This window comes from Azospirillum sp. UENF 211521 (genome assembly GCF_058780535.1).
Genome location: NZ_JBSNCF010000005.1, coordinates 335,312 through 361,875 on the forward strand (window position 1 = coordinate 335,312; position 26,564 = coordinate 361,875).

At 67.5% G+C, this 26,564-nt stretch carries 18 protein-coding genes; 7 read left to right on the forward strand and 11 right to left on the reverse strand.

The genetic code is table 11. The annotated features are described in order from the left end of the window. Positions 1-12: 12 nt before the first annotated feature. Complete coding sequence (locus ACWPN5_RS30710) at positions 13-2,442, reverse strand: TonB-dependent siderophore receptor (protein ID WP_492299338.1); 2,430 nt, start codon at positions 2,440-2,442, stop codon at positions 13-15. Between the two features lie 154 nt (positions 2,443-2,596). On the opposite strand from ACWPN5_RS30710, the gene ACWPN5_RS30715 reads away from it, so the two are divergent. Continuing rightward, on the forward strand, positions 2,597-3,130 hold the full coding sequence (locus ACWPN5_RS30715; protein WP_492299340.1) for an RNA polymerase factor sigma-70: 534 nt from the start codon (positions 2,597-2,599) through the stop codon (positions 3,128-3,130). A 446-nt stretch (positions 3,131-3,576) separates the two neighbouring features. Next, positions 3,577-4,167, forward strand: coding sequence for an IMPACT family protein (locus ACWPN5_RS30720; protein ID WP_145683904.1), 591 nt, complete (start codon positions 3,577-3,579; stop codon positions 4,165-4,167). A gap of 63 nt (positions 4,168-4,230) precedes the next feature. Here ACWPN5_RS30720 and ACWPN5_RS30725 read toward each other — a convergent pair whose 3' ends face one another. The 6 genes from ACWPN5_RS30725 to ACWPN5_RS30750 all read right to left on the reverse strand — a co-directional run bounded on the left by ACWPN5_RS30725 (position 4,231) and on the right by ACWPN5_RS30750 (position 8,602). Further along, entirely contained in the window at positions 4,231-4,659 is a 429-nt protein-coding gene (locus tag ACWPN5_RS30725) for a nuclear transport factor 2 family protein (RefSeq protein ID WP_492299342.1), read from the reverse strand. Between the two features lie 102 nt (positions 4,660-4,761). Then, complete coding sequence (locus ACWPN5_RS30730; protein ID WP_492299344.1) at positions 4,762-5,607, reverse strand: helix-turn-helix domain-containing protein; 846 nt, start codon at positions 5,605-5,607, stop codon at positions 4,762-4,764. Between the two features lie 61 nt (positions 5,608-5,668). Next, positions 5,669-6,517, reverse strand: a complete 849-nt coding sequence (locus ACWPN5_RS30735) for an alpha/beta fold hydrolase (RefSeq protein WP_492299346.1) — start codon at positions 6,515-6,517, stop codon at positions 5,669-5,671. Between the two features lie 49 nt (positions 6,518-6,566). Next, positions 6,567-6,935 carry a nuclear transport factor 2 family protein gene (locus ACWPN5_RS30740; RefSeq protein WP_200478277.1) on the reverse strand — a complete coding sequence of 123 codons (369 nt, stop codon included), beginning with the start codon at positions 6,933-6,935 and terminating at the stop codon, positions 6,567-6,569. A gap of 508 nt (positions 6,936-7,443) precedes the next feature. Beyond that, positions 7,444-8,151 carry a class I SAM-dependent methyltransferase gene (locus ACWPN5_RS30745; RefSeq protein ID WP_145683894.1) on the reverse strand — a complete coding sequence of 236 codons (708 nt, stop codon included), beginning with the start codon at positions 8,149-8,151 and terminating at the stop codon, positions 7,444-7,446. Further along, entirely contained in the window at positions 8,144-8,602 is a 459-nt protein-coding gene (locus tag ACWPN5_RS30750) for an Rrf2 family transcriptional regulator (RefSeq protein WP_145683892.1), read from the reverse strand. Before ACWPN5_RS30750 ends, ACWPN5_RS30745 begins: the two co-directional genes overlap by 8 nt. A gap of 627 nt (positions 8,603-9,229) precedes the next feature. Between ACWPN5_RS30750 and ACWPN5_RS30755 the strand changes: the two genes are divergently transcribed. Next, entirely contained in the window at positions 9,230-9,733 is a 504-nt protein-coding gene (locus tag ACWPN5_RS30755) for a hypothetical protein (RefSeq protein WP_492299349.1), read from the forward strand. A 397-nt stretch (positions 9,734-10,130) separates the two neighbouring features. Here the strand turns inward: ACWPN5_RS30755 and tnpC are convergent, their stop codons facing one another. From tnpC to ACWPN5_RS30775, 4 genes are all read right to left on the reverse strand, one after another. Continuing rightward, positions 10,131-11,705: an IS66 family transposase gene (gene tnpC, locus ACWPN5_RS30760; protein ID WP_492298002.1), complete on the reverse strand. Its 1,575-nt coding sequence runs from the start codon at positions 11,703-11,705 to the stop codon at positions 10,131-10,133. A 70-nt stretch (positions 11,706-11,775) separates the two neighbouring features. Further along, positions 11,776-12,129 (reverse strand): IS66 family insertion sequence element accessory protein TnpB, encoded by a 354-nt coding sequence (gene tnpB / locus ACWPN5_RS30765; RefSeq protein ID WP_492299350.1) that lies wholly within the window; start codon positions 12,127-12,129, stop codon positions 11,776-11,778. Continuing rightward, positions 12,126-12,479, reverse strand: a complete 354-nt coding sequence (gene tnpA / locus ACWPN5_RS30770) for an IS66-like element accessory protein TnpA (RefSeq protein WP_492296865.1) — start codon at positions 12,477-12,479, stop codon at positions 12,126-12,128. Before tnpA ends, tnpB begins: the two co-directional genes overlap by 4 nt. 322 nt (positions 12,480-12,801) lie before the next feature. Beyond that, positions 12,802-13,728: a LysR substrate-binding domain-containing protein gene (locus ACWPN5_RS30775; protein ID WP_492299352.1), complete on the reverse strand. Its 927-nt coding sequence runs from the start codon at positions 13,726-13,728 to the stop codon at positions 12,802-12,804. A 423-nt stretch (positions 13,729-14,151) separates the two neighbouring features. Between ACWPN5_RS30775 and ACWPN5_RS30780 the strand changes: the two genes are divergently transcribed. From ACWPN5_RS30780 to ACWPN5_RS30795, 4 genes are all read left to right on the forward strand, one after another. Beyond that, positions 14,152-14,904: an SDR family oxidoreductase gene (locus ACWPN5_RS30780; RefSeq protein ID WP_145683885.1), complete on the forward strand. Its 753-nt coding sequence runs from the start codon at positions 14,152-14,154 to the stop codon at positions 14,902-14,904. A gap of 618 nt (positions 14,905-15,522) precedes the next feature. Continuing rightward, complete coding sequence (locus tag ACWPN5_RS30785) at positions 15,523-23,628, forward strand: DUF4347 domain-containing protein (protein WP_492299355.1); 8,106 nt, start codon at positions 15,523-15,525, stop codon at positions 23,626-23,628. A gap of 520 nt (positions 23,629-24,148) precedes the next feature. After that, positions 24,149-25,087, forward strand: a complete 939-nt coding sequence (locus ACWPN5_RS30790) for a hypothetical protein (protein ID WP_492299357.1) — start codon at positions 24,149-24,151, stop codon at positions 25,085-25,087. A 114-nt stretch (positions 25,088-25,201) separates the two neighbouring features. Continuing rightward, positions 25,202-26,428: a LysR family transcriptional regulator gene (locus ACWPN5_RS30795; RefSeq protein ID WP_200477071.1), complete on the forward strand. Its 1,227-nt coding sequence runs from the start codon at positions 25,202-25,204 to the stop codon at positions 26,426-26,428. Positions 26,429-26,564: the final 136 nt, after the last annotated feature.

A 26,564-nucleotide genomic window follows, 5' to 3' on the forward strand; every position in this document is an offset into this window, starting at 1 on the left:
GCCGGGAGCTGGTCACCAGCGATAGGACAGGGTCGCCAGCACCGCCCGGCGGTTGCCGACGAAGACCGAATCCTCATAGAAGCCCGGCGAGAAATAGCGGCGGTCGAACAGGTTGGTCGCGGTCAGCGTCAGCCCGACCCCGTCGAGCGACGGGCCGAGCCGGTCCAGCTCGTAGCCCAGGCTGACATCGACCAGCGTGTAGGCGGGGACGCGCACGCTGTTCGCGGCGTTGTCCGTCGCGCCGACGTACCGCACGCCGATGCCGGCGGTCAGGCCGTCGGCCGGTCCGTCCTCGAAACGCTGGCGCAGCCAGAGCGACGCGGCGTGGCGGGGGACCGAGGCCACCCGATGCCCGGTCTTGTCGGTGCCATCGGGGGCGGGGGTGTCGCGGGTGACCCGCGCGTCGGTGAGGGTGTAGGCCGCCGTCAGATCGGTCGTCTCGCCGACCGCCGTCCGCGCCTCCAGCTCGACGCCGCGCGACCGCGTTTCCCCGGTCTGGGTCAGATAACCGGGATGGTCCGGATCGGCTGTGGTGAGGTTACGCTGCACCGCGCGGAACAGCGACGCGGTGAACAGCGCGTCGACGCCCTCGGGCCGGTAGCGCAGCCCGGTTTCGATCTGCGCCCCGCGGCTCGGCGAGAAGGGACGGCCTTGCGCGTCGCTGCCGCTGGTCGGCTGGAAGGAGGTCGCATAGCCGGCGTAGGGCGCCAGGCCGTTGTCGAAGCGGTAAGCGAGCCCGATGCGCTTGGTGAAGGCGCGGTCGAACTGCCTCGTCTCCACCGGCACGCTGTCGGACAGCAGGCCGCGGACGTCCGTGCGGCTCCAGTCCATCCGCCCGCCGAGCGTCAGCCGCCAGCCGCCGGCGGCGATCTCGTCCTGGAGATAGAGGCCGGTCTGGCGGATGCGGTCGGTCAGGTCGTTGAGCAGCGCCGCGTCCCAGGCGTAGGGGCCGCCATAGACCGGGGCAAAGACGTCGATCGGGTCGGCCACCGTTCCGTTCCGCCGCGTTTCATGCACCCGGTAGCGGGCGTGATCGACGCCGGCCAGCAGGCTGTGGCGCAGCGGCCCGGCGGTGACGCCGCCCTGCAGGTTGGCGTCGGCCAGCAGGGTGGAGCTGGTCTTGGGCCGGTCCTGCAGCCCGAACCGGTAATAGCGGTTCGCCTCCAGCGCGCCGGAGTCTGACCAGCTCCACCGATAGCCGACGCGGCTGCGGCTGTGGCGCAGGCTGTGGCGCAGCGTCCAGTCGCCGCTCAGGGCGTGGCGGGCCTCGTAGCCGGCCGAGAGGGTGCGCGAGCGGTAGGAACTCACCCCCGGATAGCCCAGGAACAGGCTGGGATCGAGCCGGCCGTAGGGGTTGTCCAGCACCGTGCCCGACACCGGGAAGCTCTGCTCCGCCCCCATCTTGCGGAAGTCGAGGAGGCTGGCGAGCAGGGTGATCTCGGTGCCCTCGCCGGCCGACCAGGACAGCGCGGGGGCGACGTAGAGGCGGTCGTCCGGCGTGTGGTCGACCTGCGTGCCGCTGCGCCGTGACAGCGCGGTCAGCCGGTAGCGCAGCGATCCCTCGGCGTCGATGCGGTCGCTCAGATCGGCGGTGACCTGCCGCCGGTCATGGCTGCCGCCCTGGAACTGGAGCCGGTGGAGCGGTTGATCGGTCGGGCGCTTGCTGGTCAGGGCGATGGCGCCGCCGGGCGGCATCGCGCCGTAGATGGCGGAAGCCGGTCCCTTCAGCACCTCCACCCGCTCCACGCCGAAGGGCTCGTACTCCAGCCCATAGGGGTTGTAGCCGCTGCGCAATCCGTCGATCAGGACGGATTCGGAGGTCTGGCGGAAGCCGCGGACATAGACGTCGATGGCGCCCTGGCCGCCGGGATAGTCGATGGGGCGCACGCCGGCGCTGTAGGCCAGCGCGCTGTTGATGTCCTGGACGTCGCGCCGGTCGAGATCGGCGCGCGTGACGATGGAGAGCCCCTGCGGCAGGTCTTCGACGGGGGTTTCGGTGCGGCCGATGCTTTGGTCGGGACTGGCGACGCTCGCCGTCCGGCCGCTGTGCAGCGGTCGGCCCTCGACCGTCAAGGGGGGCAGGACATCGGCGGTTTCCTGCGGCCGGCCGATGGTCGCCATACCGTCGCGCAGGTCGAAGGACAGGCCGGTCCCGTTCAGCAGTTCGGCGAGGGCCGCCGCCGGGGCCATCCGTCCCGCCAGGGCGCGCGACCGGCGGCCCGACACGAGGTCCGGGCTGTAGAGGATCTGCAAACCGGTCTGCTGGCCGAAGCGGGTCAGCGCCTCGCCCAGGGGAAGGGCCGGGATCGCCAGCGGCCTGTCCTGGGCCGCGGGCTGCGCGGAATCCAGGGCGGCGGGCGGCGCGGCGAGCACGGAACAGCCGAGCACCGGCCAGCCGAGCGCCAGCCCGCCGAGCAGAAAGCTTGCGAGGCGCGGGGTCATCCAGAACTCGCGCAACGAATACTAGAAATCACCGCAGGAATTTCTGCCTTTTCCTCATTTGCAAATGACTGTCAGTTGCATTAGCTTGCGACGGCTTGTCAAGCCTTGGGGTTTGCCGCCCCGCCGCGGCGTCGCTTTGCACAAGGATCGTCCCATGCGACCGGTAGGAACCGCCGAGAATCAGACCCTGACCGACGTCTTCACGACGCATCGGCGGTCGCTGATCGGGGTGGCCGAGCGGATCACCGGGTGCCGGCACCACGCCGAGGACGTGGTCCAGGACGCCTTCCTGAAGCTGCTGGGGACGGAGTCGACCAGTTCCATCCGGGCCAAGGCGGGCTACCTGATGATGGTCGTGCGCAATCTGGCGATCGATCACTACCGCCGGAAAGGCCTGGAATCGCGTCTGATGGCGGCGGAGGAGGAAGGGCAGGCGGTGAGCACGCCGGACGCGGCCTCGCCGGAAAGCGTGAACGTGAACCGCCAGCTCCTGCACACGCTCGAATCGGCGCTGGCCGACCTGCCGGAGCGCACCCGCTACGCCTTCGAAATGCATCGGATCCACGGCCACAGCCAGAAGGACATCGCGGAGACCCTCGGCGTGTCGCCGACGCTGGTCAATGTCATGATCCGCGACGCGCTGGTTCATTGCCGCAAGGCGATGAAACGGGCCGACCCGTCCTCCTGACGGTTCCGTCAGGTCTCCCGCCAGCACGTCGGCCGTAGAAAGTTGCGCAACCTCGTCATGGGCCCGGCGGAAGCGGCGGGCGCTGTTGGGGTGCCGGAAGCCGTGCATCGGCCGGCTGCGCCTGCCGTTTGAGGGCGAGCATAAATCCTGATGTGACAGAATTTACGCTCGACAGTATGAAAGGGCACCATGGGAGAGGCGCCGAGCATGATGGTCGAGGCGGTCGCCGCCACCGCATTTGCGGTCGATTGGCTGGAGCGGTGCTACGGCTGAGCCCACGCTCATCGGCAGACTTGCTGATGGCTGTCATGGATGGAGTGGCACAGCTCCGTCATTGCCGGTTTCGTTGCGCCGACGTCGCAATCCCCTCATGGAATGAATAAATTCCATCAGTCCTTGGCCAGGGCGGCCTCTGGCCCATGCAGGAATGACAGTGGCAAAAGGTAATGTTCACACTGAAACGGAAAGAGCATTTCGAGCAGGAGATCAAGAAGAGCCGCTTTCTGGCCTCGGCGGGGCCGGTCACGACCGAAGAGGAGGCACGTGGATTTATCGCCGCGTGCAGCCAACGGGATGCGGGCCACAACTGCTGGGCCTTCCGGATCGGCGACCTCTACCGGTCCAGCGATGACGGCGAACCGGGGGGAACGGCGGGACGCCCGATTCTTCAGGCCATAGACGGCCAGAAGCTGGATCGGGTGGCGCTGGTGGTCAGCCGCTGGTTCGGCGGCGTTCTTCTCGGTGCGGGCGGGCTGGTGCGTGCCTACGGCGGCACCGCAGCGGCGTGTCTCCATGCCGCTGAGCGTCAGCCGATCATCCGCTTTGCAGCCTTGGCCGTCACCTGCGCCTTCGCCGACGAGGCCAGGATCAGGTCGGGGCTTGGCGCCTTCCCAGCAGCCTCTGCCGAGACCAGCGGCTTCACGCCCCAAGGCGTGCAACTCCGGATCAATGTTCCTTGCGAGCAGCTGGACGATGTCGTTGGCATGATCACAGACGCTTCTCGCGGTCAAGCCAAGGTCCAGAAGTCGCTCGGATAGCGAATGAAAATCCATCCGGCGAGCGCCGGTCCCATCACCGCGCTCCGTTGGGCAACCGGGCCGTTAGGGCTCGGACGGGCGGCAAGCCGCCTCCAGGGCCGCTTCATCGTCGCAACGCTCCTCGAAGCGGCGGATTCGGCCGTCCTGCAGCAGCCAGCGGTGTTCGGTCGTCACCGCCACCGGTTTCCCGGTGGCCTTGCTGACGGCCTCGACGAGGTTGCGCGTGACGACCTGGTCCCCGTTCCTTGCGATGTCCTGCATCTCGTGCTTGGTGATCGTCCATTCCTGGGCCAACCCCTGGAAATAGCGCTGGACACCATCGGGGCCGTGGAAGATGCCGGAGAAGGCCGCGAGGGCCGGGGAGCGGCCGCAGGATATCCACTCGACGTCGGACGCGAGATGCTCGAACAGCGGCGCCGCATCGCCCACGGCGTAGCGGTCATACAGGTCGCGAAGCAACTCGATGTCGGTCTGCGTGTCGGTCCGGGCCATGCCGCAACTCCGCCCGCCATGGGATGGTCCGCCATGATAGGGCACGGGTCCCGTCCGCCATGCCGGCGCAAAGGCGGTGCCTCCGTCGGGCGGGTCTGCTCCTCACAACCGGGCGAGGGCCTGCCGCATGATCTCCGCTGTGGCGAGGTCGGCCGGGAAGAAAGCCTCGATGGCCAGTTCGGACAAGGTGACGTCCACCGCCGTTCCAAACACCGTCGTGGTGCTGAAGAAGCTGAGCGTCCCGCCTTCCGCCCTGAGCCGCAGAGGAACCACCACGCCATCATGCGACGACAGCGGCTCGCTCCGGCTCTGCGAAGGCTGCCCGTCGGGCACCGGGTAGCCCTTCAACTCGCCGAACAGCGCGGCCAGCACAGGATCGGCGCTGACGTCAATCTGGCGCATCAGCCGGTGCAGGACGTGCGTCCGCCACTGAGCAAGGTTTTCGATCCGCGGCGCCAGCCCGGAGGGGTGGAGGCTGAGGCGCAGCACGTTCACCGGAGGCTGGAGAAGGTCCGGCGCGGATCCGGTGAGCAGCGGTGCGACCGCACGGTTGGCGGCGACCAGCGTCCAATGCCGGTCCACAGCCAGCGCCGGATGAGGCTCATGCCCGGTCAGCACGAGATCGACGGCCTGACGGGCGGCCTGCATCTCCGGATCGTCCAACCGGTGTTCGGAAAAGACCGGTGCGAAGCCCGCTGCGGCGAGCAGCGCGTTGCGGTCGCGCAGCGGAATGTCCATCCGTTCCGCCAAATGCAGCAGCATGGTCCGGCTGGGCTGCGAGCGTCCCGTTTCCAGGAAGCTGACATGCCGGGTCGAAACGTCGGCCTCGCAGGCAAGGTCCAGTTGGCTGAAGCCGCGCCGCTTGCGCCAGATGCGCAGCAATTCCCCGACCGGCTGGCGCGGCACGGTCCTGGGGGACGGATGGTGACGGGCGGCTGTTTGCGGCATCGTTCCGGCCTCCCGTCCGGCGTTTTCGGTGTTCTGCGTTCCATGATACCAGCGCCGCCGCTCATCCATCCAGAAAGGTCAGCAGGTCGCGGTTGAAGCGGTCCATATGCGTCAGGAACAGACCGTGCGGCGCCCCCTCGTAGACGATCAGCGTCGCGTTCGACATCAGTTCGGCGGTGGTCATCCCGGTGGTGCCAAGCGGGCTGGACACATCCAAATCGCCGTGGATCAGCAAGGTCGGTACGGTGATGTCCTGAAGTTCCCGCCGGAAATCTGTGGACGTCGTCGCGCGATGGCAGTCCAGAAGCGCCTTCAACGAAGCTTGCAAGGCCATCGATTTCACCCAGGCCATCATGCCGGGTGAACTGTCCGCCGTCATAAAGGGGCGGATGTTGTCCTCCAGCCATTTCGGAAAGTCCCGCAGCAGGCAATCCGAGCGGAAGGATTCGAAGACGGCGGGATCGAGTCCGTCGGGGTTCTCATCGGTGCGGAAAAGCGCCGGGGTCACCGTGCCAACCAGAACCGTTCGGGAAACGCGGCGGTCGCCGTGCCGGCTCAGATAGCGGACGATTTCCCCGCAGGACATGGAATGGCCGACCAATGTGACGCCATGCAGGTCGAGCGTGTCGAGCAGGGTGGCGAGGTCGTCGGCCAGCCGGTCGAAGTCGAAGCCGGTTCCCGGGTCGCTCGACCGGCCATGGCCGCGGCGATCGTAAGCGATGCAGCGGTAGCCGCGCTCGGCCAGCGCCAGCATCTGGTAGGACCAGGAATCGGAGGTCAGCGACCAGCTGGACAGGAAGACGACCGGCTTCCCCAGTCCCCAATCCCGGTAGAAGAGGGCCACTCCGTCTTCGGTGCGGATGAAGCCGGGCTGATCCGGTGCGGTGGGAATTGTCGAAGCCATGCTCATGGCCGGTGCTCCTGGGTTCGGGACGTTGCGGGACAGGATGGCCGGTGTGCTATGCACCTTCCGGAACCCGGTCCAGAAAGCCGCTTACCGAGCGGATGCGGCCATCGGCGGCCAACCGGATGAAGTCGGTGCCGCCGGCAATGGGCGCTGCCCCCGCCGGAGCGAGGGACCAGGAGAAGCGCACGCGGCCGTTGTGGCCGTCGGGCGTGCCCTGCAGGATGAAACGACAGTTCGGGAAACGCTGCTGCATGGCACCGATCAGGGCGTTGACGCCGGCGTGGCCGTTCGCCTGAGCCATCGGGTCAAGGTAATGCGCATCATCGCTCCAATGTTCGACGAGCAGGGCCAGCCGGCGGTCGGGGTCGGTCTCGTTCCAGACGGCGATGTAGCGCTGGGCGACATGGGCTGCGTTCGTCATGGCGGAACTCCTTCGTGGGGTTGTCCGGATCGACCGGATCTCCACAGCAGCATCGTCGTTCCGCGATCCTCCGGCGATTACGCGAGAGGTAACGGCAAAGCCATTGATCGCGTTGGCGATCGGCGGCTGCCGGAACGCCATCGGTATGGGAAAGGGGACATTCAGCCCCTTCCGGTCCATCCGCCGGATTTTCAGCTTATGGGGATTTTTGTGGGTTGACGCGTAAACCAAGGTATTCGACCGAGGCACGGCGGGACTCGATCCGCATCCAACCTTTTGAACGATATCGGTCGGATGGGGACTTCAGCGGCAGCGGAAATGGGCGGGCTTGCCCGCCCTGTTTCTGTCGCGAAAAGGCGCGCTCCCAACCTGCTCCACATAGTCATCATGGGAAATGGGCCGTCATGCGGACACAACTCCAGCCACCGCTCGTCGAAGCGGTTCGCGGCCCGATGTCGGCCCATCAAAGACCTTGCAGATTGTTCAGCGCCCCGCTACGGCACACGCATTATGCGTGAGCGACCCAACCGCGCCATGTGAACGCCGAGTAAAACAGTTGGGCATCGGAGAAGCCACCCTTTCGCAGAACGGCTTCGTCCTCCTCGGGGCTCAACATCTGCACACTCGCCTCCACGGCGGTGCGAGCAGCGCTTGCCTGTTCGGGATCAGTTCCCGAAGCAACGGCATAGGCGGCGTAGCGATCCAGCCAGAGTCCGCGTTCGGCCGGCCGTTGCGGGAAACTGCCGTGCGCGGCTACGAACGGCGCACCAGGGACGAGCCGCCGATGGATCTGGCGGACCGTCCTCTCGCGTTCCGGCGCCGGCAGGAAGTGCAGCGTCAGCAGGCAGGTCGCCGCATCGAACGGCCCTTCGGGAGCGTCGTCGATATAGCCCTCGACAAGCTCGACCCTGCCCATGTGCGGCCCGAGCGTGCGCTCCGCAAGCCGCAGCATTTCCGCAGCCGGATCGACGCCGACGAAGCGCCAGTGGGGATGAGCGTCGGCCAGGGCCTTGAGTTCGAGGCCGCCGCCGGCCCCCAGCACAAGCACACGCGCAGCGCGCGGCGCTTTTTCCGCCAGGAGCACGCCGGTCATCCGGTGCAGCCCGTCCAACCCGGGAACGAAGCGCTTCGGCCCCTCGGGGTAGCGGGCAACCGCGTCCGGATCGGAGAAGGACTTCAGGAAGTGGTTCGCGCCATTCGCGCTGTCGTCAGGCATGGTCGGTTCCGGTCTGTTTGGACGGATGACGCTCAAGGCGCCGGTGGAAGTCGGCGCTGAGTGCCGCCAGCGTCACACCCTGGAAGGAGGCGAGGAGAAGCTCCTGCGCTTGGTGGAAGGCTTGGTCCAATGCAGCGTTGACCGCCTGCTCCACCAGGCACTGTGGCGCCTCGCTCCGATTGCCGATCGCGAACAATGGCGGGCGGCCCAGTGCCTCGTAGACATCACCCAGGGTCACGGTGTTCAGGTCGCACGCCAGACTCCAGCCGCCGCCATGCCCCTTCTCGGATCGGACATAGCCCCGCTTCTTCAGCCCTGCCATGGTCCGGCGAATGACAACGGCGTTGGTTTGCATCGCCCGCGCCAACACCTCGGACGTGACCGGCCCCTCGTGCTCGGCCATGTGCAGCAGCACATGGAGAACACCGGATAAACGAGTATCACGAATCATGTATCATATGATGTTACATGATAAGGAGCGCGTCAAGCGGCGTTGACTGGAGCTTCCTCGTGCGCCTCGTCCTGCACGACACGATGCTGATTCTGATGCGAACGGTGTGTCGGCGCTGCTGAAGCTGTCGCCGGCGATGGAGCGGGTGTGGATAAGCCACGACCGGAGCCAGTCCCGGACGCATCTGGCCGGGCGGTCGATGCACGGGCGGTCGATGCGCGACGGGTCGGGGCAGATGTGGCGCGTTGCATCGGCTGGGCTTGCTGTCGGCCGATGACAAATTGACCGGCCGCGGCCGGCACGAGGCCGCGGGCGAGTGTCGTGAAAAGGCGCGAATCCCGACAGCATGTCGGTCAGTTCATGCCGACCTCGCCTCACACTGTGATCGTGGGCGCGAAGCGTCACGGTGCACTTGGGAGGGCATCGCGGTGCTGTTTGAGATCGTGCCCTGGCTCTAAGATCGCTCAACCATTCGGTATTAATATCGGAAATGAACATCTTCAAAGCTGATGTTCGCATCGCTTGTTCTTTTTTGATGCTTAAATTTTCGGAGTTGTTCTACCATAAAACGTTCTTGATGCGGTGGGGGTGGGCATCTCAATGGGCTGCTTTGACAATAAGACTGAAATGGTTTTCAAGACCGGCGCCACCGGGGATCGGATATATTACCCGTTTGGGGCACTCGGGCGCGGGCGCATTCTGTCAAGCGAGAAAGAAGAAAGAAAAATAAAGTCAATATTGTTCTGGGAGCTGGTGATTATTTCTCCTGCGGTGTTTTTGATATTAAAAGCAAGCTCTCAAATTTTTATAAAGATTTTTCTAATTTCCGTAATGATGGCGGTGGCATATGCCATTTCGTATTTTCCGGTGAGAAATAATCAAATTTCAGATGAGAGAATGACGTTTTCTGAGTTATGGCAAAAATTGTGGCGTGATTTTGTTTATGGATCTCGTAGAAATTTTATTTGGTTTTTCTTTGTAGTTTGTGTCATTTTGGCGCTTATCGGTGTGGCTGCTGTGTTTGTTGGTCATGGAAGCCTTTGGCCGCGACTCGCGCTTCTTGGCGGTTCAGTGCTTTTGGCGGCAAGCAGTCTCGCCTTGCTGTTGAAGACCCGCCAAGTTGGTCGATAGCGAATTGCCGATCACGGATGCCGGCCATCCCCTTCAGCCCGTGAAGATGCGTTTGGCAAGGACGGCGGACACGCCGTAGGCCAACGTCAGACGTCCGCTTCAGGGCAGAAGCTGACTCAAGCTGAAGCGGAACGGGGTGGCTTCGTACACCCTGATGCTGTCGCGAAAAGGCGCAGAAAGGAGCGCTGGAGCGCGACGGAGTTCACGTTCATGCCGCGTTCCCCCATCCCGGACACGTTGCGCACTTTTGTATCGTGCCCTCGGTGCGTGCTGGATGCGCTCGGGAGCGCGTCTGTCTTCGTTGCTGTCCGCCAAACCGCCCGCAGATCCCGAGCCGCCGGTCGATCTCCGGCAGCAGAAGGATGCTGGCCTCGCAGGTGAGGTGTAAGCGGTGTTCTCAGGCCACGGCGGGTTCCGCCTGCCGGGCATAGACCCAGGGCAGCAGCTCATCGAGCTTGGTGATCGGTTGGCCGCTGGCGAGTTTGGTCAGGACATCGGCGAACCAGGCCTGCGGATCGACACCGCTGAGCTTGCAGGTTTCCCCCAGCGACGCGATGGTCGCCCAGTGCTCGCCGCCGCCGTCGCTGCCGGCGAACAGAGCATTCTTGCGCGTGAGAGCCAGCGGGCGGATGCTGCGCTCCACGCTGTTGCTGTCGATCTCCACCCGGCCGTCGTCGAGGAACAGCGTCAGCCCCTCCCAGCGGCTGAGCGCATAGCGGATCGCCTCGGCCAACGTCGATTTGCGCGACACCGTCGCCAGCTGCTTTTCCAGCCACGTCTTCAGTTCGGCAATCAGCGGCGTCGAGCGGGCCTGGCGCTCTCGGCGGCGCGCCTCGGCGTCACGGCTGCGGAGCTCGGCCTCCACCGCGTACAGCTGGGCGATGCGCCGCAAGGCTTCGCTGGCGATCGGTGCCGAGGCGCCGGTCTGGAGATCATAGAAGCCGCGGCGGACGTGCGCCCAGCAGAACGCGAGGCGCACGGCTCCGCCCTCGGCCAGCTTGCGATAGCCGGCATAGCCGTCGACCTGGAGCACGCCGGTGAACCCCTGCAGATGCATCACGGGGCGTTCCGCCTTGCGATCGGGAGCATAGACGTAGGCCACCGCCGGCGGCTCCGGTCCGTTCCAGGGGCGATCGTCGCGCGCGTAGGCCCAGAGCTGGCCGGTCTTCGTGCTGCCCCGTCCGGGGTCGAGCACGGGCGCCGTCGTCTCGTCAGCGAACAGCTTGCCCGAGGCTTTCAGGTTGGCCAGCAGCCGGTCGTGCAGGGGCCGCAGGTACCACGCCGCCCGCCCAACCCAGTCGGCCAGGGTGGAGCGGTCGAGATCGACACCCTGGCGCGCGTAGATCTGAGCCTGGCGGTAGAGCGGCAGGTGATCGGCAAATTTGGACACCAGCACGTGGGCGATCAGCGCCTCGGTGGGGATGCCGGCGTCCACGATGCGCGCCGGCGCCGGGGCTTGCACGACGCCCTCCTCGCACTGGCGGCAGGCGTATTTCGGCCGGCGGGTCACCAGCACCCGGAAGCGGGCTGGGATGAGATCCAGACGCTGCGAGACATCCTCGCCGATGGGATGCAGCGTGCCGCCACAACACGGGCAGGTCTTGTCGGCGACATCGATGAGGATCTCTTCGCGCGGCAGATCGGTCGGCAGGTTGCCGCGGTTCATCCGACGCCGTAGCGGCGAAGGGGCCGGCTTGGCTGCAGCACAGCCGGTGGGCTCGGCCTCCTTGGCAGCCAGCGTCTGCTCCAGGTCCTCCAAGGCCAAGGCGAGCTGATCCGGATCGAGCGGTTCGGCCCGGCGGCCGAAGCGATGGCGCTGCAATTCCCGGATGATCTGGCGCAGCCGGGCGATCTCCTCCTCGGCCGAGGAGCGGGCCGCCGTCAACTCCGCGGCATGCCGGAGCCGTTCGGCCAACAGCAGGGCACGCAGTTCGTCCGGATCGCTGGGAAGGGTTTCAGGCGCGGTCGTCACGTCCACCAGTATAGCGGCGGCTTGCGCAGTCCTCGCCTCCGAAGCGGCAAGCGAGTCGCTGTGTCGCAGCTCAGCCGGCGGACGTCGGCCGAGGCACCCGCACGCCCCGCACCCGGGTCCAGTCCAGACCCTCGACGAGCGCCGAGAGCTGAGCCGGGGTCAGCCGGATCACGCCGTCGCGGATCGCCGGCCAGCGGAACCGGCCGGCCTCCAATTTCTTCGCGATGAGAACCAAGCCGGTGCCGTCCCAGTGCAGGAGTTTCACCCGGTCGGCTCGCTTGGAGCGGAAGACGTAGATGACCCCGCTGAAGGGATCCGCCCCCAGTTGCTGCTGCACCAGGGCGGCCAACCCATCCATACCCTTGCGGAAATCGACCGGCTTGGCGGCGACAAGAACCCGCACCGCGCCCTCAATGCCGATCACCGCGACGCCCTCACCGCGCGCAGCACCGCCTTGACGGTGGCGCCGTCCATGCCGGCCGGCACGCGCACCATCGCATCGCCGATCTGCACCTCGATGGCCGGGAGTCCCTTCGGCGCGGCCGGGGGCGGCGTGGTGTCCAGCACCACCGGCGCGAACACCAAGCCCTCTTCCTGGAAGCGGTTGGCGGCACGCGCCTCCCGACGCCAGCCGAACACCTGCTGGGGCCGCAATCCGTGACGCCGGGCCACTTCGGAGACCACGGCCCCAGGCACCGCCGCCTCGGCCAGAATCCGTTCCTTCTCCTCCGGCGACCAGGTCCGGCGGCCCACATCGCCCGTGATCAACTCCATCCGGCGCACCCGCACGGGCTCCTGGTCAAGCGTAAGGTCGAGCGTAGACACAAACCGTTCTCCCGATCATGCGATCCGGGAGATTCGCTCTGCCCTGATCCCGCCGGAAGGTGGGGCCAGAACACCGCTTACGGTGAGGTGGCCGCCATCGAAGGCGGTGTGAACCGGCTTGCCGGCAACCGGTGACAAGCCGGACAAAACTCCGGCATTTTGGACCATGGCGGGCGTGGACACCGTCGATCCGTCGTGGGACGGCTTCAGCGCCAGGATCATACACAAACTCAGCTGCTTAACCTCATGCCAGCCGCCCGCATGGTCACGCTCACGCCTGAAACGTTTCGTGGGCTAAGCGTTCGGCAAGTTTTGCTCTCGACGCGATGATCTGGTCGATGTTCTTCAGGAAGGCCTGCAGGATGGGCGAGGGATTGTCCGCTCGATAGCCGGCGGCGATCTCGATCACAGGCGCGTTGCCGGTGAGCGGCCGGCTGACCAGCGAACGCGGCAGCAAGGGGTCCACATAGGCCGGCAGCAGCGTGATCCCACCGGTGGACGCCACCAGCGAGATCCCGGTGGCGATGCCGTCCAGCGTGTGGACCGGCGACACGATCACGCCACGCTCCCGCAGATAGCGGTCCACGATGCCGCGCAGCACATGTGGTGTGTCGGTGTATCCGATGAAGGAGTCCGGATCGATGTTGCGCACGTCGATGGCGGAGCAGACGGCCAGGGGATGGTTCCGCGGCAGGATGACCAGGATCGGCTCATGCCCGATGACCTTGTAGGAGACGTCCGGCTGCGGTTCGAGCCGGCAGAAGCCGAGATCGATCTCGCCCCGCTGGATGGCCTCGCCGATGTCGGGCGAGAAGTCGCTGGAGACCCGGAAGTCGATGTCCTTCAGCTGACCGCGAAGCACGTTGGTGACGTGCGACAGCCATTCGACTTCCTGGCCGGTCAGGAAACCCACCGCGAAGCTGGGCTTGGGCGGCCGGACGACCCGCCGCGCCGCGGCGACCGCGTCGGCCGCCGCCCGCAAGGTCAGCCGTGCATGATCCAGGAAGACACGCCCGGCCGGCGTCAGCTCGACGCCTCGGGAGCTTCGCACCAGAAGCTGGGCACCGACCTCCTGCTCCAGGTCGCGCAGCTGGCGGCTCAGCGACGGTTGCGCCGTGTGCAGACGCCGTTCGGCGGCGACCGTGAGGCTCCCCTCCTCGGCCACGGCGACGAAGTAGCGGAGGTGACGGAGTTCCATCCTGTGCGACGCCTCCCGGTGTCATCCCGCCAGGGCCATGCCTGAAAGGTATGGACAATACATAAACGAAGTCGTTCCCAGCGGGCAAGCGGCCGGGTATCAACGGGGTACAGACACGCAATCGTTGCCGGCCCGGCGCTCCTGACCAACGCCTGCGCCGCCCTGCAAACGGAACCATTGCCCGCTGCAATCTGGCGATCGCCCAATGGCGCGGCTTCCGTGATGCGGTCGCCGCCGGGTCCGGCTGCCGCTTAGCGGAAAGGCGCTGTTCAACAGCGCGGTGGCCCTGCTCGGCGTCGCAGCGGCCTTCTTCCTCGAGAGCGCCTGCGGCTGGGCGCTGATCCGTCTGCACCGCGGCGGAGACGGTTCAGCAGCGGCGCTGCCCCCACGCACTCACACACATTCAGCAACGGGAGACATGCAATGTCCACCATCTCGATCGTGACCGGCGGCAGCCGCGGCCTCGGCCGCAACACCGCCCTCAGCATCGCCCGGCACGGCGGCGATGTGATCCTCACCTACCGCAGCAAGGCCGCCGAGGCCGAGGCCGTTTTGGCGGAAATCCGGGGCCTTGGGCGGCGGGCGGCGGCGTTGCAGCTTGACACCGCCGACACCTCCGGCTTCCCCGACTTCACCGGGCGCGTCCGTTCCACACTGGAAGGCTGGGGCCGCGACCGCTTCGACCATCTGGTCAACAACGCTGGCCATGGCGAGATGGCCGCCTTCGCCGAGACCAGCGAGGCGCAGTTCGACATGCTCTTCAGCGTCCATGTGAAGGGCGTCTTCTTCCTGACCCAGGCCCTGCTGCCGCTGCTGGCCGATGGCGGCCGGATCGTGAATTTCTCCTCCGGCCTGACCCGGGTGTCCTATCCTGGCTTCTCGGCCTATTCGGCGGCCAAGGGTGCCGTCGAGATCCTGACGCTCTATCTGGCCAAGGAACTCGGCGCCCGCGGCATCACCGCCAACACGGTGGCGCCCGGAGCCATCGAGACCGACTTTCTCGGCGGTGCGGTGCGCGACACCCCGGCCTACAACGAGGCTTTCGCGACGATGACCGCGCTGGGCCGCGTCGGGGTGCCCGACGACATCGGCCCGGCGGTGGCGAGCCTGCTCGGTCCCGACAACCGCTGGGTCACCGCCCAGCGCATCGAGGTTTCCGGCGGCCAGAACATCTGACCTGAAGTGGTCCCCGTTTGGCGGACAGTTTGCCGGCTGGAATAAGCTTGGTTCAGGTTTGTGTCATGCCGCCAACCTGATCCGGTCCGCCGGCTCGATCAACTCGCCTCCGGCCGATGCTCATCGACCGGAGGCCTTGCGGAAAAAATCGCGCTTCGCCATCGGCTGGCCGATCATCGTGCGCAGATTCTCTACCTCGCCCTGATGGCTGGCCCCGGTCCGCGCGCTACAGCCGCGGTGCAATCACCGCCTGATCCTCACCCCATCAACTTCTCTCCTTTCGGCCGGTGGGGGGTGGCGGGCAGGCGCCGTTCATGGCGTGGCAAAAGTTGGGAATTGCGACCCGCTGCCGACCAGCAGAAGCAGGCCGAGCGACACGGTGAGCCCAGGCGAGGGCTGGAGCTGTGTCCTGTTCCAAGCCGCCTACAGGGGTATGTGGAATTTTGCTGCATTGTGACAACAAACTGCAACTTTTGACATAACGCTCCGTCGATTGAACACGCAATATGCATTATGATAGATAGGATTTGATAGGCAATCTTTCTATTGCGAAACAATCTTAGAGTGAATGCGATAGGCCGGTTGCCCTAAGCGATGGAAACAAGCAAGGGCGCAGATATGGACACGACCAACCTCATCGCCGCCGCCGTCGCCGGATCGATTCCGCGTCCGGCCGATCCCGGCGCCGACGGCGGGCGCAAGGAGGTTGTGTTCATCGATACCGGCCTTGCCGACTGGCAGACTCTCGCGGCGGGCGTGGCGGCCGGGATCGACGTCGTGCTCCTGGACGGCGCGGCGGACGGGCTGGCGCAGATGGCGGCTTGGGCGGCGGGCAAGGAGGGCTACGACGCCATCCATGTGTTGAGCCATGGCGCCGAGGGGCAACTCCGGCTGGGAACGCTCGTTCTTGACATCGCTGCCGTGGCGGACCGCTCCGCCGAACTGGCCGTCCTGGGCGACGCGCTGGCGGACGGGGGCGACCTGCTGCTCTACGGCTGCGATGTGGCGGGCGGAAACGGCGCGTCCTTCATCGCCGCCTTGGCCGAAGCGACCGGAGCCGACGTCGCCGCTTCCACCGACCGGACGGGCAGCTTCGCCATCGGGGCGAACTGGACCCTGGAAGCCGGAATCGGAAGTCTGGAAACCTCTTCCCTGGCGTTTCAAAGCTACGCCTATGCGCTGGATACCCTCACCGGCGGCGCCAACAACGACACGCTGACCGGCACTGCCGGCAACGACGTGATCAATGGCAACGACGGCAACGACAGCCTCCTCGGCGGCGACGGCGCCGACACCATCAACGGCGGCAACGGCAACGACACCATCGTCGGCGGTGACGGCAACGACAGCCTGATGGGTGGCAATGGGAACGACAGCCTGGACGGCGGTGCGGGCGACGACAAGCTGTACGGCGAGGTCGGCGACGACACCGTGAACGGGGGTGACGGCAACGACAGCCTTGTGGGCGGTGCCGGCAACGACGTGCTCAACGGCGATGCCGGCAACGACACGATCCAGGCCGGCGATGGCGACGACACGATCCAGGGCGGCGATGGAAACGACACCATCGTCGGCGGGGCTGGAAATGATTCCATCGTCGGCGGAGCCGGGAACGACGTCATCGGCTACACCAGCGGGTCCGAACTCGGCGCCGGCGAAGTCATCGACACCGGGGACGGCAACGACATCATCCGCTTCTACAGCACGACGCTTGGCGACACGCTGGTTCTTCCCGGCACCCTGACGGATTCGAACAACACCCTCACCGTTGCCATCACCGGCGGATACAGCAGCCAGACCACCCTCACCGGGCTGAAAATCGACGCATCCGCCGTGACGCTTTCGGGCGGCCTCACGATGAATGGCGGCGGCGGGGCCGATGTGCTCACCGGCACGGCGCAGGCCGACTCGCTCAAAGGCGGAAACGGCGACGACACGCTCAACGGCGGGGCCGGCAACGACACCCTGAATGGCGAGGCTGGCACCGACGTGCTCGACGGCGGCGCCGGGGACGACATTTTCCTCGACCCCAACGGCGACGTCATCAAGACGCTGGAAAGCGGCGATGTCATCCGGCTGACTGGCGGCGCCGCCAAGGCCCTCTCCTCCAGCCATCTTCAATACGACAGCGGCACCAAGACGCTGACGGTGGACTGGGACAAGAACGGAACCTTCGGGGGAGGGAGCGACGTCGTCATCACCTTCACCAACGCGCCCACCCTGACGACCTTCTCGGTCACCGACACCGGCTCCTTCGCCGACATCCGGATGGGGGCCGCCCAGACCGGCCCGACCGTCACGGACGGGAACATCGCCATCTCCGGCGGTACCGGCACTGGTGGCGCGTACAAGATCGGCGACACCGTCACCGCGACTTGGAACAACACGGCGCAGGGCGACAACAACACCGCCGCCGTCACCGGCGTGACGATGGACTTCAGCCAGTTCGGCGGTGGTTCGGCGGTCGCGGCCACCAACAGCAACGGCGTCTGGACCGCCACCTACACCATCGCGGCCGGTTCCATCGACGCCACCAACCGCAATGTGTCGGTCACCGCGACCACAGCCTCGGGCAGCACCACGCAAGCCGACGGCACCAACGCCGCGGTGGACAACGTGGCGCCCACGCTGACGCTGGGCAACATGGCTGGCCAGGCGTCGCTGGTCGGCACGAACAGCACGCTGCGCATCGGCAGCACGGTGACGGCGATCTGGGACAACAGCGGCAGCGGCGACGGAAGCGACAACACCGACACGGTCGCCGGCGTGACGGCGGATTTCAGCCAGTTCGGCGGCGGTTCCGCGGTTGCCATGACGAACAGCGGCGGCGTCTGGCAGGCGACCTACACCATCGTCGCCGGCAGCTTCGACACCACCGGCCGCAACGTCTCGATCACGGTCACCGACAACGCCGGCAACAGCAAGACGCTGGCCGACACCGCCAACCACAAGCTGGACAACGTGGCGCCCACGGTGACGGACGCCAACATCGCCATCTCCGGCGGTACCGGCACCGGAGGGGCCTACAAGATCGGCGATACGGTCACCGCGACCTGGGACAACACGCTCGCCGGCGACAACAACACCGACACGCTGACCGGCGTGACGATGGACTTCAGCCAGTTCGGCGGTGGTTCGGCGGTTGCGGCGACCAACAGCAACGGCGTGTGGACCGCGACCTACACCATGACGGCCGGCTCCATCGACGCCACCAGTCGCAATGTTTCCGTGTCCGTCACCGACAACGCCGGCAACAAGACCACCACCGCCGATACCGCCAACGCCACGGTGGACAACCGAGCGCCCACGGTGACCGACGCGAATCTGTCGATCTCCGGCGGGACCGGCACCAGCGGGGCCTACAAGATCGGCGACACCGTCACGGCGACGTGGGACAACAGCGTCAGCGGCGACAACAACACCGACACGCTGGCCGGCGTGACAGTGGATTTCAGCCAGTTCGGCGGCGGCGCGGCGGTTGCGGCGACCAACAGCAACGGCGTCTGGACCGCCACTTACACCATCACCGCCGCGCCCGGCGGCACGGCGAATCTCAATGTGTCGGTCACCGCCACCGACAATGCCGGCAACGTGAAGACGGTGGCGGACACCACCAACGCCACGCTGGAGGTCGCCGCGCCCACGGTGACGGACGGCAACATCGCGATCTCCGGCGGCAGCGGCACCGGTGGCGCCTACAAGATCGGCGACACCGTCACGGCGACCTGGGACAACACGATCGACGGCGACAACAACACCGACACCGTGTCCGGCGTGACGATGGACTTCAGCCAGTTCGGCGGCGGTTCGGCGGTCGCGGCGACCAACAGCAACGGCGTCTGGACCGCGACCCACACCATCACCTCCGGCTCCATCGACGCCGCGAGCCGCAACGTCTCGGTCTCCGCCTCGCTGGCGGGGGCCGGCACGACGACGACGGCCGACACGACCAACGCCACGGTGGACAATCAGGCCCCCACGGTGACCGATGGCCACATTTCGGTCTCCGGCGCGACGGGAACCGGCGGTGCCTTCAAGATCGGCAACACCGTCACCGCGACCTGGGACGACACGCTCCTCAACGGCGACAACAACACCGACACGCTGTCCGGTGTGACGTTCGATTTCTCCGCCTTCGGCGGCGGCAGCGCGGTGGCCGGCGTCAACAACGGCGGCGTCTGGACCGCGACCCACACCATCACCGGCGGCTCCATCGACGCCACCAACCGCAACGTCTCGGTGACCGTCACCGACGATGCCGGCAACGTGACGACGACGGCGGACTCCAGCAACGCCACGGTGGACAACATCGCGCCCACCGTCACCGACGCGAACATTTCGATCTCCGGCGCGACCGGGATCGGCGGGGCGTTCAAGATCGGCGACACCGTCACCGTGGTGTGGAACGGCACCGGCGACGGCAACACCGACACGCTGGCGGGCGTGACGGTGGACTTCAGCCAATTCGGCGGCGGCTCCGCGGTTGCCGCGACCAACAGCAACGGCGTGTGGACCGCCACCCACACGATTGTCAGCGGTTCCATCGACGCCACGGGCCGCAATGTGTCCGTCACCGCCACCGACAACGCCGGCAACACGAAGACCGGCATCGACAGCAGCAACGCCGTCGTGGACGACCGGGAACCGTGGGCGAGGGACAGCTTCATCGCGATCTCCGGCGCGACCGGAACCGGCGGGGTCTACAAGATCGGCGACACCGTCACCGCGACCTGGGACAACAGGTTTGTCGAGGGTGACAACAACACCGATTCCCTGACCAGCGTGACGTTCGACTTCTCCGCCTTCGGCGGCGGCAGCGCGGTCGTGGCGAGCCAGACCGACGACGTCTGGACGGCGAGCTACACGATCACGGCCGGCTCCATCGACGCCGCCAGCCGCAACGTCTCGGTGACCGTCATCGACGACGCCGGCAACACGGCCACGGGGACCGACACGACCAACGCCACGGTGGACAACGTCGGCCTCACCGTCACCGATGCGAACATTTCCATCTCCGGTGGGACCGGAACCGGCGGTGCCTTCAAGGCCGGCGATACCGTCACGATGACGTGGAACAACACGCTCGCCGGCGACAACAACACCGACACGCTGGCGGGCGTGACGGTGGACTTCAGCCAGTTCGGCGGCGGCAGCGCGGTCGCGGCGACCAACAGCAACGGTGTCTGGACCGCCACATACACCATCACTGGCGGTTCCGTCGACGCGACGGACCGCAACGTCTCCGTGACCGTCACCGACGATGCCGGCAACACGACCACGCGGGCCGACACGACCAACGCCACGCTGGACAACGTCGCCCCCACCGTCACCGATGCGAACATCTCGATCTCCGGCGGGACCGGAACCGGCGGTTCTTTCAAGACCGGCGACACAGTCACCGCAACCTGGGACAACACGCTCGCCGGCGACAACAACACCGACACGCTGGCCGGCGTGACGGTGGACTTCAGCCAGTTCGGCGGCGGCTCCGCGGTTGCCGCGACCAGCAGCAACGGCGTCTGGACGGCAACCTACACGATCACCGCGGGCTCCATCGATGCCACGGGCCGCAATGTTTCGGTTTCCGTTACCGATGACGCCGGCAACACGACCACGCGGGCGGACGGCACGAACGCCAGTGTGGACAACGTCGCCCCCACGGTGACGGACGCGGCGATCTCCATCTCCGGGGGTTCGGGCCCGGGCGGCGCCTACAAGGCCGGCGACACCGTCACGATGACGTGGAACAACACGCTGAGCGGCGACAACAACACCGACACACTGGCCGGCGTAACGGTGGACTTCAGCCAGTTCGGCGGCGGCTCCGCGGTCACGGCGACCAACAGCAACGGCGTGTGGACGGCCACCCACACCATCACCACCGGTTCGCTGGAGGCGGCCAACCGCAACGTCTCGGTCACCGTGACCGACAATGCGGGCAACGTCACCACGCGGGCGGACACGACCAACGCCACGGTGGACAACGCGCCCCCCGCCGTGCCGGCCATCACCGGCTTCTCCAGCGACAGCGGAAGCTCGTCCAGCGACCACCTGACCAACGACACCACTCTGGTGCTGAGCGGCACGGCGGAGGCCAACGCCCTGGTGACCGTCAAGCTGGGAGGGAACTCCATCGGCACGGCGAACACCAACGGGTCCGGCGCCTGGACCTTCGACTACACCGGCACGGTTCTGCCGACGGGCACGCACAGCTTCACCGCCACAGCCACCGACGCCGCGGGCAACGTGTCCACGGCCTCGTCGCCCTTCACCGTCACGGTGGACACCGTCGCCCCGTCCGCCACCCTGACGCTGAGCGGCACCAGCCTGGACGAGAGCGCGCCCACGACCCTCACCATCACCTTCACGGAGGCTCCGGTCGGCTTCGCGCTCGACGACCTGTCGGTGAGCGACGCCACCCTGTCCAACCTGACGCTCCAGGCGGGCTCCAACGGGCTGGTCTACACCGCCACGCTGACTCCGGACCTGGACGTGGAGGCGACGGGCCGCACCGTCACGCTCGGCACCGGCTGGACCGACGCGGCGGGCAACGCGCCCGCGGCCACGGCGTCCTCGCCCGCCTTCTCCATCGACACGCTGGGCGCTGCGGGCGTCATCGCCACCCCGTCCGGGCCGGTGACCAGCGAGGCCGGCGGCGGCGTCACCGTCGCCATCGTCCTGGCGGCCCGGCCGCGCGGCGACGTGACCATTCCGCTGTCCGTCTCGAAACCCGGCGAGGCGCAGGTTTCGGTCGGCAGCCTGACCTTCACCACGGCCAATTGGGACACCCCGCAGACGGTCACGGTCACCGGCCTGGACGACAGCGTGAACGATGGCGCGCAGGCCTACGACCTGGTGCTCGGCGCGATCATCAGCACCGACGGCCGCTACGCCGGGCTCGATCCGGCGGACGTGGCGCTGAGCAACGCCGACGACGATCCGCCGTCCATCGCGCTTGCCACGGCGACCCGCGACGACAGCACCACCGGCGACCCCACGGCGCGGGTCACCGGCACCGCCGACGCCGGCTCGAAGGTGGAGGTGTGGCGCGATCTGGACAACGACGGCGTTCTCGATCCGGAGGACACGCTGCTGACCTCGGTCCAACTCGGGGCGGCGGAGACGGCCTTCACGATCGACGTGCCGCTGCCGAACAACGCGCTGACCGACCTGATCCTGGTGGCGGTGGACGCCGATGGGCACCGTTCCGTTCCGCTCGACGTGATCCAGCGCTTCCGCACGGTGGAGACCGGATCCGGCACCAACGTCACCAACGAAAGCGGTGTGGACGGCGACGGCAACGAGCGGGTGGACGTCGAGGCGGTGTCGGAACAGGCCGGCGGGTTCGCCGAGGTGGTGCTGACCGACCAGACCGAGGACGACGGCGAACCCATGCTGACGGCCAGCGTGTCGGCGGGCACCCGGCTGGTCGCCAGCGGCCCGGCGGCGCAGCAGAGCAGCGCGGTGGCCGGCCAGACGCTCAGCAGCAGCCTGCTGACGCTCGCCGCCGGCGCCGACGAGACCGAAAAGGCCGCGCTGCAGCAGCTCGCCTCGCGGATGCCGGCGGCCACCAGCGCTCTCGGCTCTGCGACGCCGGTCACGGTGCGCCAGATCGTGGTGACCGCCAGCTCCGGCGGCGCGACCACCGGTCCGGTGACCATCCGCGGCACGGCGGACCAGGGCGACGGCGTCGCGGCGGTCGTGCTGGACACCCGGCAGGCCGCGGGACGCACCGAGGTCAACCTGGACAACGTCAGCGTCGCGGTGATCCTGGGCGAGGCGCGGATCGGCGGCGGCGCGGGCAACAACGCGGCCTACGGCGACTCCAGCGCCCAGTTCATGCGGATGGGCCCCGGTGACGACACGCTGTCGGGCGGCGGCGGCAACGACACCATCGCCTCCACCACCGGCAACGACCTGCTGTCCGGCGACGACGGCGACGACCTGGTGCATGGCGGCGAGGACAACGACACGGTGATCGGCGGTGCCGGCAACGACACGGTCGGCGGCGGCACCGGCGACGACTATGTGTTCGGCGGCACCGGCGACGACCTGCTGTTCGGCGAGGACGGCGACGACTGGGTGATCGGCGGTGATGGCCGTGACATCCTGTCCGGCGGAGCCGGCAACGACCTGCTGTTCGGCGAGGACGGCAACGACACCGTCTTCGGCGGGGCCGGCAACGACGTCGCCTTCGGTCAGGAGGGGGACGACATCCTGTCGCTGGAGGCCGGCAACGACATTGCGGACGGCGGCGACGGCAGCGACACCCTGTTCGGCGGCGATGGCGACGATACCCTCTTCGGCGGGGCCGGTGCGGACCTGCTGTCGCTGGATGCCGGCAACGACATCGCGGACGGCGGGGAGGGCAACGACACGCTGTTCGGCGGGGCCGGCAACGACACTCTCTTCGGCGGGGCCGGTGCGGATCTCATCGACGGCGGGGAGGGCAACGACGTGATCTTCCTCATCGACGGGGCCGACACCGTGTGGGGCGGAGCCGGAAGCGATCTCTTCGCGCTCGGCACCGGGGGCGGCGGATCGGTGGTGATGGACTTCACCGCGGGCACCGACCGGTTGGCCCTGACCGACGCCTCGATCAATCTTGCTGGTGTGATCGCCTCGGCGCGGGTCGTCGGCGGCAGCACGGTGCTTGACCTGCGGCCCGGCAGCAGCGTCACCATCCAGGGCCAGACCGGGGATGTCGCGCGCTGGTTTGCCTGATCGGACGGTTGCGCGGCCCCCGCACCCCGGGGGTCGTCCACCTGTAAGCCGGAGACCGTCGCAAACCTGGGGGAGAATGATACGGCGGGCTCGTGTTGCGGCGAGCCGGGGGCACGATGAAGCGGCGGGTCATGGTGGAGGTGACGGGCGAGGACGGCGCGGCGTTGCGGCACCTGATTTCCGAGGTGGAACGCACCGGAGAAGGCCACGTCGGTCGGTACCGCTCGTTGGTCTTGGGCGAGTGGCAGTGCGGGCAGCGCATCGGTCACCTCTGGCACGGAGGCGATCCTCTACGGCCCCGCCGTACCGCCGGCAGGATGGTGCGAAACCTGCCGGAACCCACCTGACGGCGGGGGGCGGTCGAGCACGATGGTTGCTTGACCTGCGGCCCGGCAACGGCGTTACCTTGACCGGGATAGGACCGGGCGCGGACCAGATCAGGGATGCCGCGCTCCGGTCCGCCCGAGTTGGCCCTGCGGACCGAATGGACGGTTGCCGCTTTCCCGGAGACCGCCCACCCGTGAGCCACACCGCTTCCGTCCGTCCGCCGATTGGCACCGAGACCCCGTTGGACCGCCAGTTGCGGCTCTGGCAGGCCCACCGCCGGCTGGTTCCGCCCGACGAGGGGATGCGCGCCCTGACGGAGCGTTGGCTCGGCCCCCATCTTGCGGCCCTGGAATCGCTGATGCTGGAGCTGCGCCACGGCGTCGACCAGGATCGGGACGAGGGCCGGCTGACCTTCCCGAAGCGCCGCAATCCTTACCCCAAGGGGTTCTGCCGCGAGATCAGCGACGCCGTCTTCGAGCGGTTGCGCCGCCGGATCGCCGCGCCGGACACGCCGGTCACGCAGGCCCTGGCGGCCTTCGTCCGCGAGGGCGGCCATCTGTCGCCGATCTGGGGGGCGCTGCGCGGCAGCTACTTCCAGAACGCCATGCAGATCGGCGCGCTGTATGTCGACGCGGCCAACGACACCGTGACCGTCACCAAGCCCAAGGTCGAGATTTTGCCGCTGGAGGCGAGCGGGCTCGAAGCCGTCGTCGAGGTGACCCATTTCGCCCGGATCGCCCAGGTCTACTGGGGCGGCACCCTGTGGGCGAACACGCTGTTTCCGCGGCTCGCGCCGGTCTTTCCCATCCTCTACATCGACCCGGACGGACGCCCCCGCCTGCACCCGGACAGCCTCGGGGTCTTCGCCGAGAACATGGCCGGCGGCTGCCGGTCGGCCCTGGCCTTCCTGGAGCAGGAACGCGACGGCGGGCGTGTTCTGCCGGCCGACGTCGCGGCGGCGCTCGCCCCATGGCGGAGCCATGGCCCCTGGTTCGAGGAGATGTGCCCGACGCCGGACTGGGACCGGCTCCGCGCCTGTTTCGCCCAGGCGGCCGATCCCCAGGGGCCGTACCGCTCGCCCCAGGGCTTTCAGGGGATGATCGAGGCGGTCAAGCGCGCGGCGGCGGTGTAACCAACACTCTCCACGCCCCGGCCTCTTTACGGAGCGGTGCCCCGACGATAAGCTGGAGCCATTGAGTTTTGCTATGGCCGCTTCGGCAGCGGTGCTGTGGAGCAGGACGGTCCGATGAACGGCATTCCCAACATCCGGCATTTGCGGGCCTTCCGCGAGGTGGCGCGGCGCGGCAGCATCAGTCAGGCGGCGGAGCATGTGCATCTGTCCCAGCCCGCCATCACCCAGGCCATCGCCAAGCTGGAGGAGGAGGTCGGCACCCCCCTGTTCGAGCGGCGGCCGGACGGCATGGCGGTGTCCGCCATGGGCGTGCTGTTCCTCGACCGGGTAGAGCGCGCGCTGGACCGCCTGCGCACCGGCACGCGCGAGGCCGTCCGCATCGGCGGGCGCAAGGGCGGCCTGCGCGGTGTGGCGGATTTCGACCAGTTGCTGACCGCGGCGCAGATCCGGGCGCTGGCCGCGGTCGCCGACGCCGGCAATTTCAGCCTCGCGGCGCGCACCGTCGGCATCTCGCAACCCACCTTGCACCGCGCCGCCCGCGATCTGGAGCGGCTGGCGGGCATGGCGCTGTTCGCGCGGACCGCCGCCGGCATCGCGCTGACCCCCGCCGCCAAGGCGCTGGTCCAGCACGTGAAACTGGCGATCACGGAGCTGGAGCAGGGCTTCGCGGAGGTCGGCGAGGGGCTGGGCGGCGACACCGCCCGCATCGTCGTCGGCAGCATGCCGCTGTCGCGCCCCTTCATCCTGCCGACCGCCGTCAACGCGCTGGTGCGCGAGCGTCCGGACGTCCAGTTCGACGTGCTCGACGGCCCGTACGACGACCTGTTGCACGGGCTGCGCCACGGCGAGATCGACGTGCTGATCGGCGCGCTGCGCGACCCGCTGCCCATCGACGACGTCGTGCAGGAGCCCTTGTTCGAGGACCCGCTGGTCGTGGTGGCGCGCGCCTTCCATCCGCTGTCCCGCCGACCCAGGCTGACGCTGGAGGAGCTGGCGGGGTGCCAATGGGTGGTTCCGCGCCGTGGCACGCCGACCCGCGACCGGTTCGAGGCGCTGTTCGCCGACGCCCCGCCGCGCGGGCTGGTCGAGACCAGCTCCCAGATCCTGGTGCGCGGCCTGCTGCTGGGCAGCGACCGGTTGACGCTGATCTCGGCGCACCAGATCCGACATGAGCACGAGCTGGGCCTGCTGGTCATCCTCCCGGTGGAGCTGGCCAACACCGAGCGCACCATCGGCCTCACCGTGCGCCGGGGGTGGCGCCCGACCGCGACGCAGGCGCATTTCCTCGACCTGCTGCGCGCGGCCGGGACGCAGGCCGTCTCGCCGGTTCCCCGCCCGTGACCGGCCATTCAAAACACCGTCGAGACGCTATTCAAAAATTGGATAGGATGGTCCGTCATTGAATGGCGCCGGGGGTGTGTCGGCGTGTTAGTCCTGCCCAGTCGAGGGGAGGTTGACTCCCGGCGCACGGACGGAG

Coding starts and splice junctions, on each gene's coding strand:
- ACWPN5_RS30710 (WP_492299338.1), bottom strand. CDS start 2,442: ATGACCCCGCGCCTCGCAAGCTTTCTGCTCGGCGGGCTGGCGCTCGGC.
- ACWPN5_RS30715 (WP_492299340.1), top strand. CDS start 2,597: ATGCGACCGGTAGGAACCGCCGAGAATCAGACCCTGACCGACGTCTTC.
- ACWPN5_RS30720 (WP_145683904.1), top strand. CDS start 3,577: ATGTTCACACTGAAACGGAAAGAGCATTTCGAGCAGGAGATCAAGAAG.
- ACWPN5_RS30725 (WP_492299342.1), bottom strand. CDS start 4,659: ATGGCCCGGACCGACACGCAGACCGACATCGAGTTGCTTCGCGACCTG.
- ACWPN5_RS30730 (WP_492299344.1), bottom strand. CDS start 5,607: ATGCCGCAAACAGCCGCCCGTCACCATCCGTCCCCCAGGACCGTGCCG.
- ACWPN5_RS30735 (WP_492299346.1), bottom strand. CDS start 6,517: ATGAGCATGGCTTCGACAATTCCCACCGCACCGGATCAGCCCGGCTTC.
- ACWPN5_RS30740 (WP_200478277.1), bottom strand. CDS start 6,935: ATGACGAACGCAGCCCATGTCGCCCAGCGCTACATCGCCGTCTGGAAC.
- ACWPN5_RS30745 (WP_145683894.1), bottom strand. CDS start 8,151: ATGCCTGACGACAGCGCGAATGGCGCGAACCACTTCCTGAAGTCCTTC.
- ACWPN5_RS30750 (WP_145683892.1), bottom strand. CDS start 8,602: ATGATTCGTGATACTCGTTTATCCGGTGTTCTCCATGTGCTGCTGCAC.
- ACWPN5_RS30755 (WP_492299349.1), top strand. CDS start 9,230: ATGGTTTTCAAGACCGGCGCCACCGGGGATCGGATATATTACCCGTTT.
- tnpA (WP_492296865.1), bottom strand. CDS start 12,479: ATGGAGTTGATCACGGGCGATGTGGGCCGCCGGACCTGGTCGCCGGAG.
- ACWPN5_RS30775 (WP_492299352.1), bottom strand. CDS start 13,728: ATGGAACTCCGTCACCTCCGCTACTTCGTCGCCGTGGCCGAGGAGGGG.
- ACWPN5_RS30780 (WP_145683885.1), top strand. CDS start 14,152: ATGTCCACCATCTCGATCGTGACCGGCGGCAGCCGCGGCCTCGGCCGC.
- ACWPN5_RS30785 (WP_492299355.1), top strand. CDS start 15,523: ATGGACACGACCAACCTCATCGCCGCCGCCGTCGCCGGATCGATTCCG.
- ACWPN5_RS30795 (WP_200477071.1), top strand. CDS start 25,202: ATGAACGGCATTCCCAACATCCGGCATTTGCGGGCCTTCCGCGAGGTG.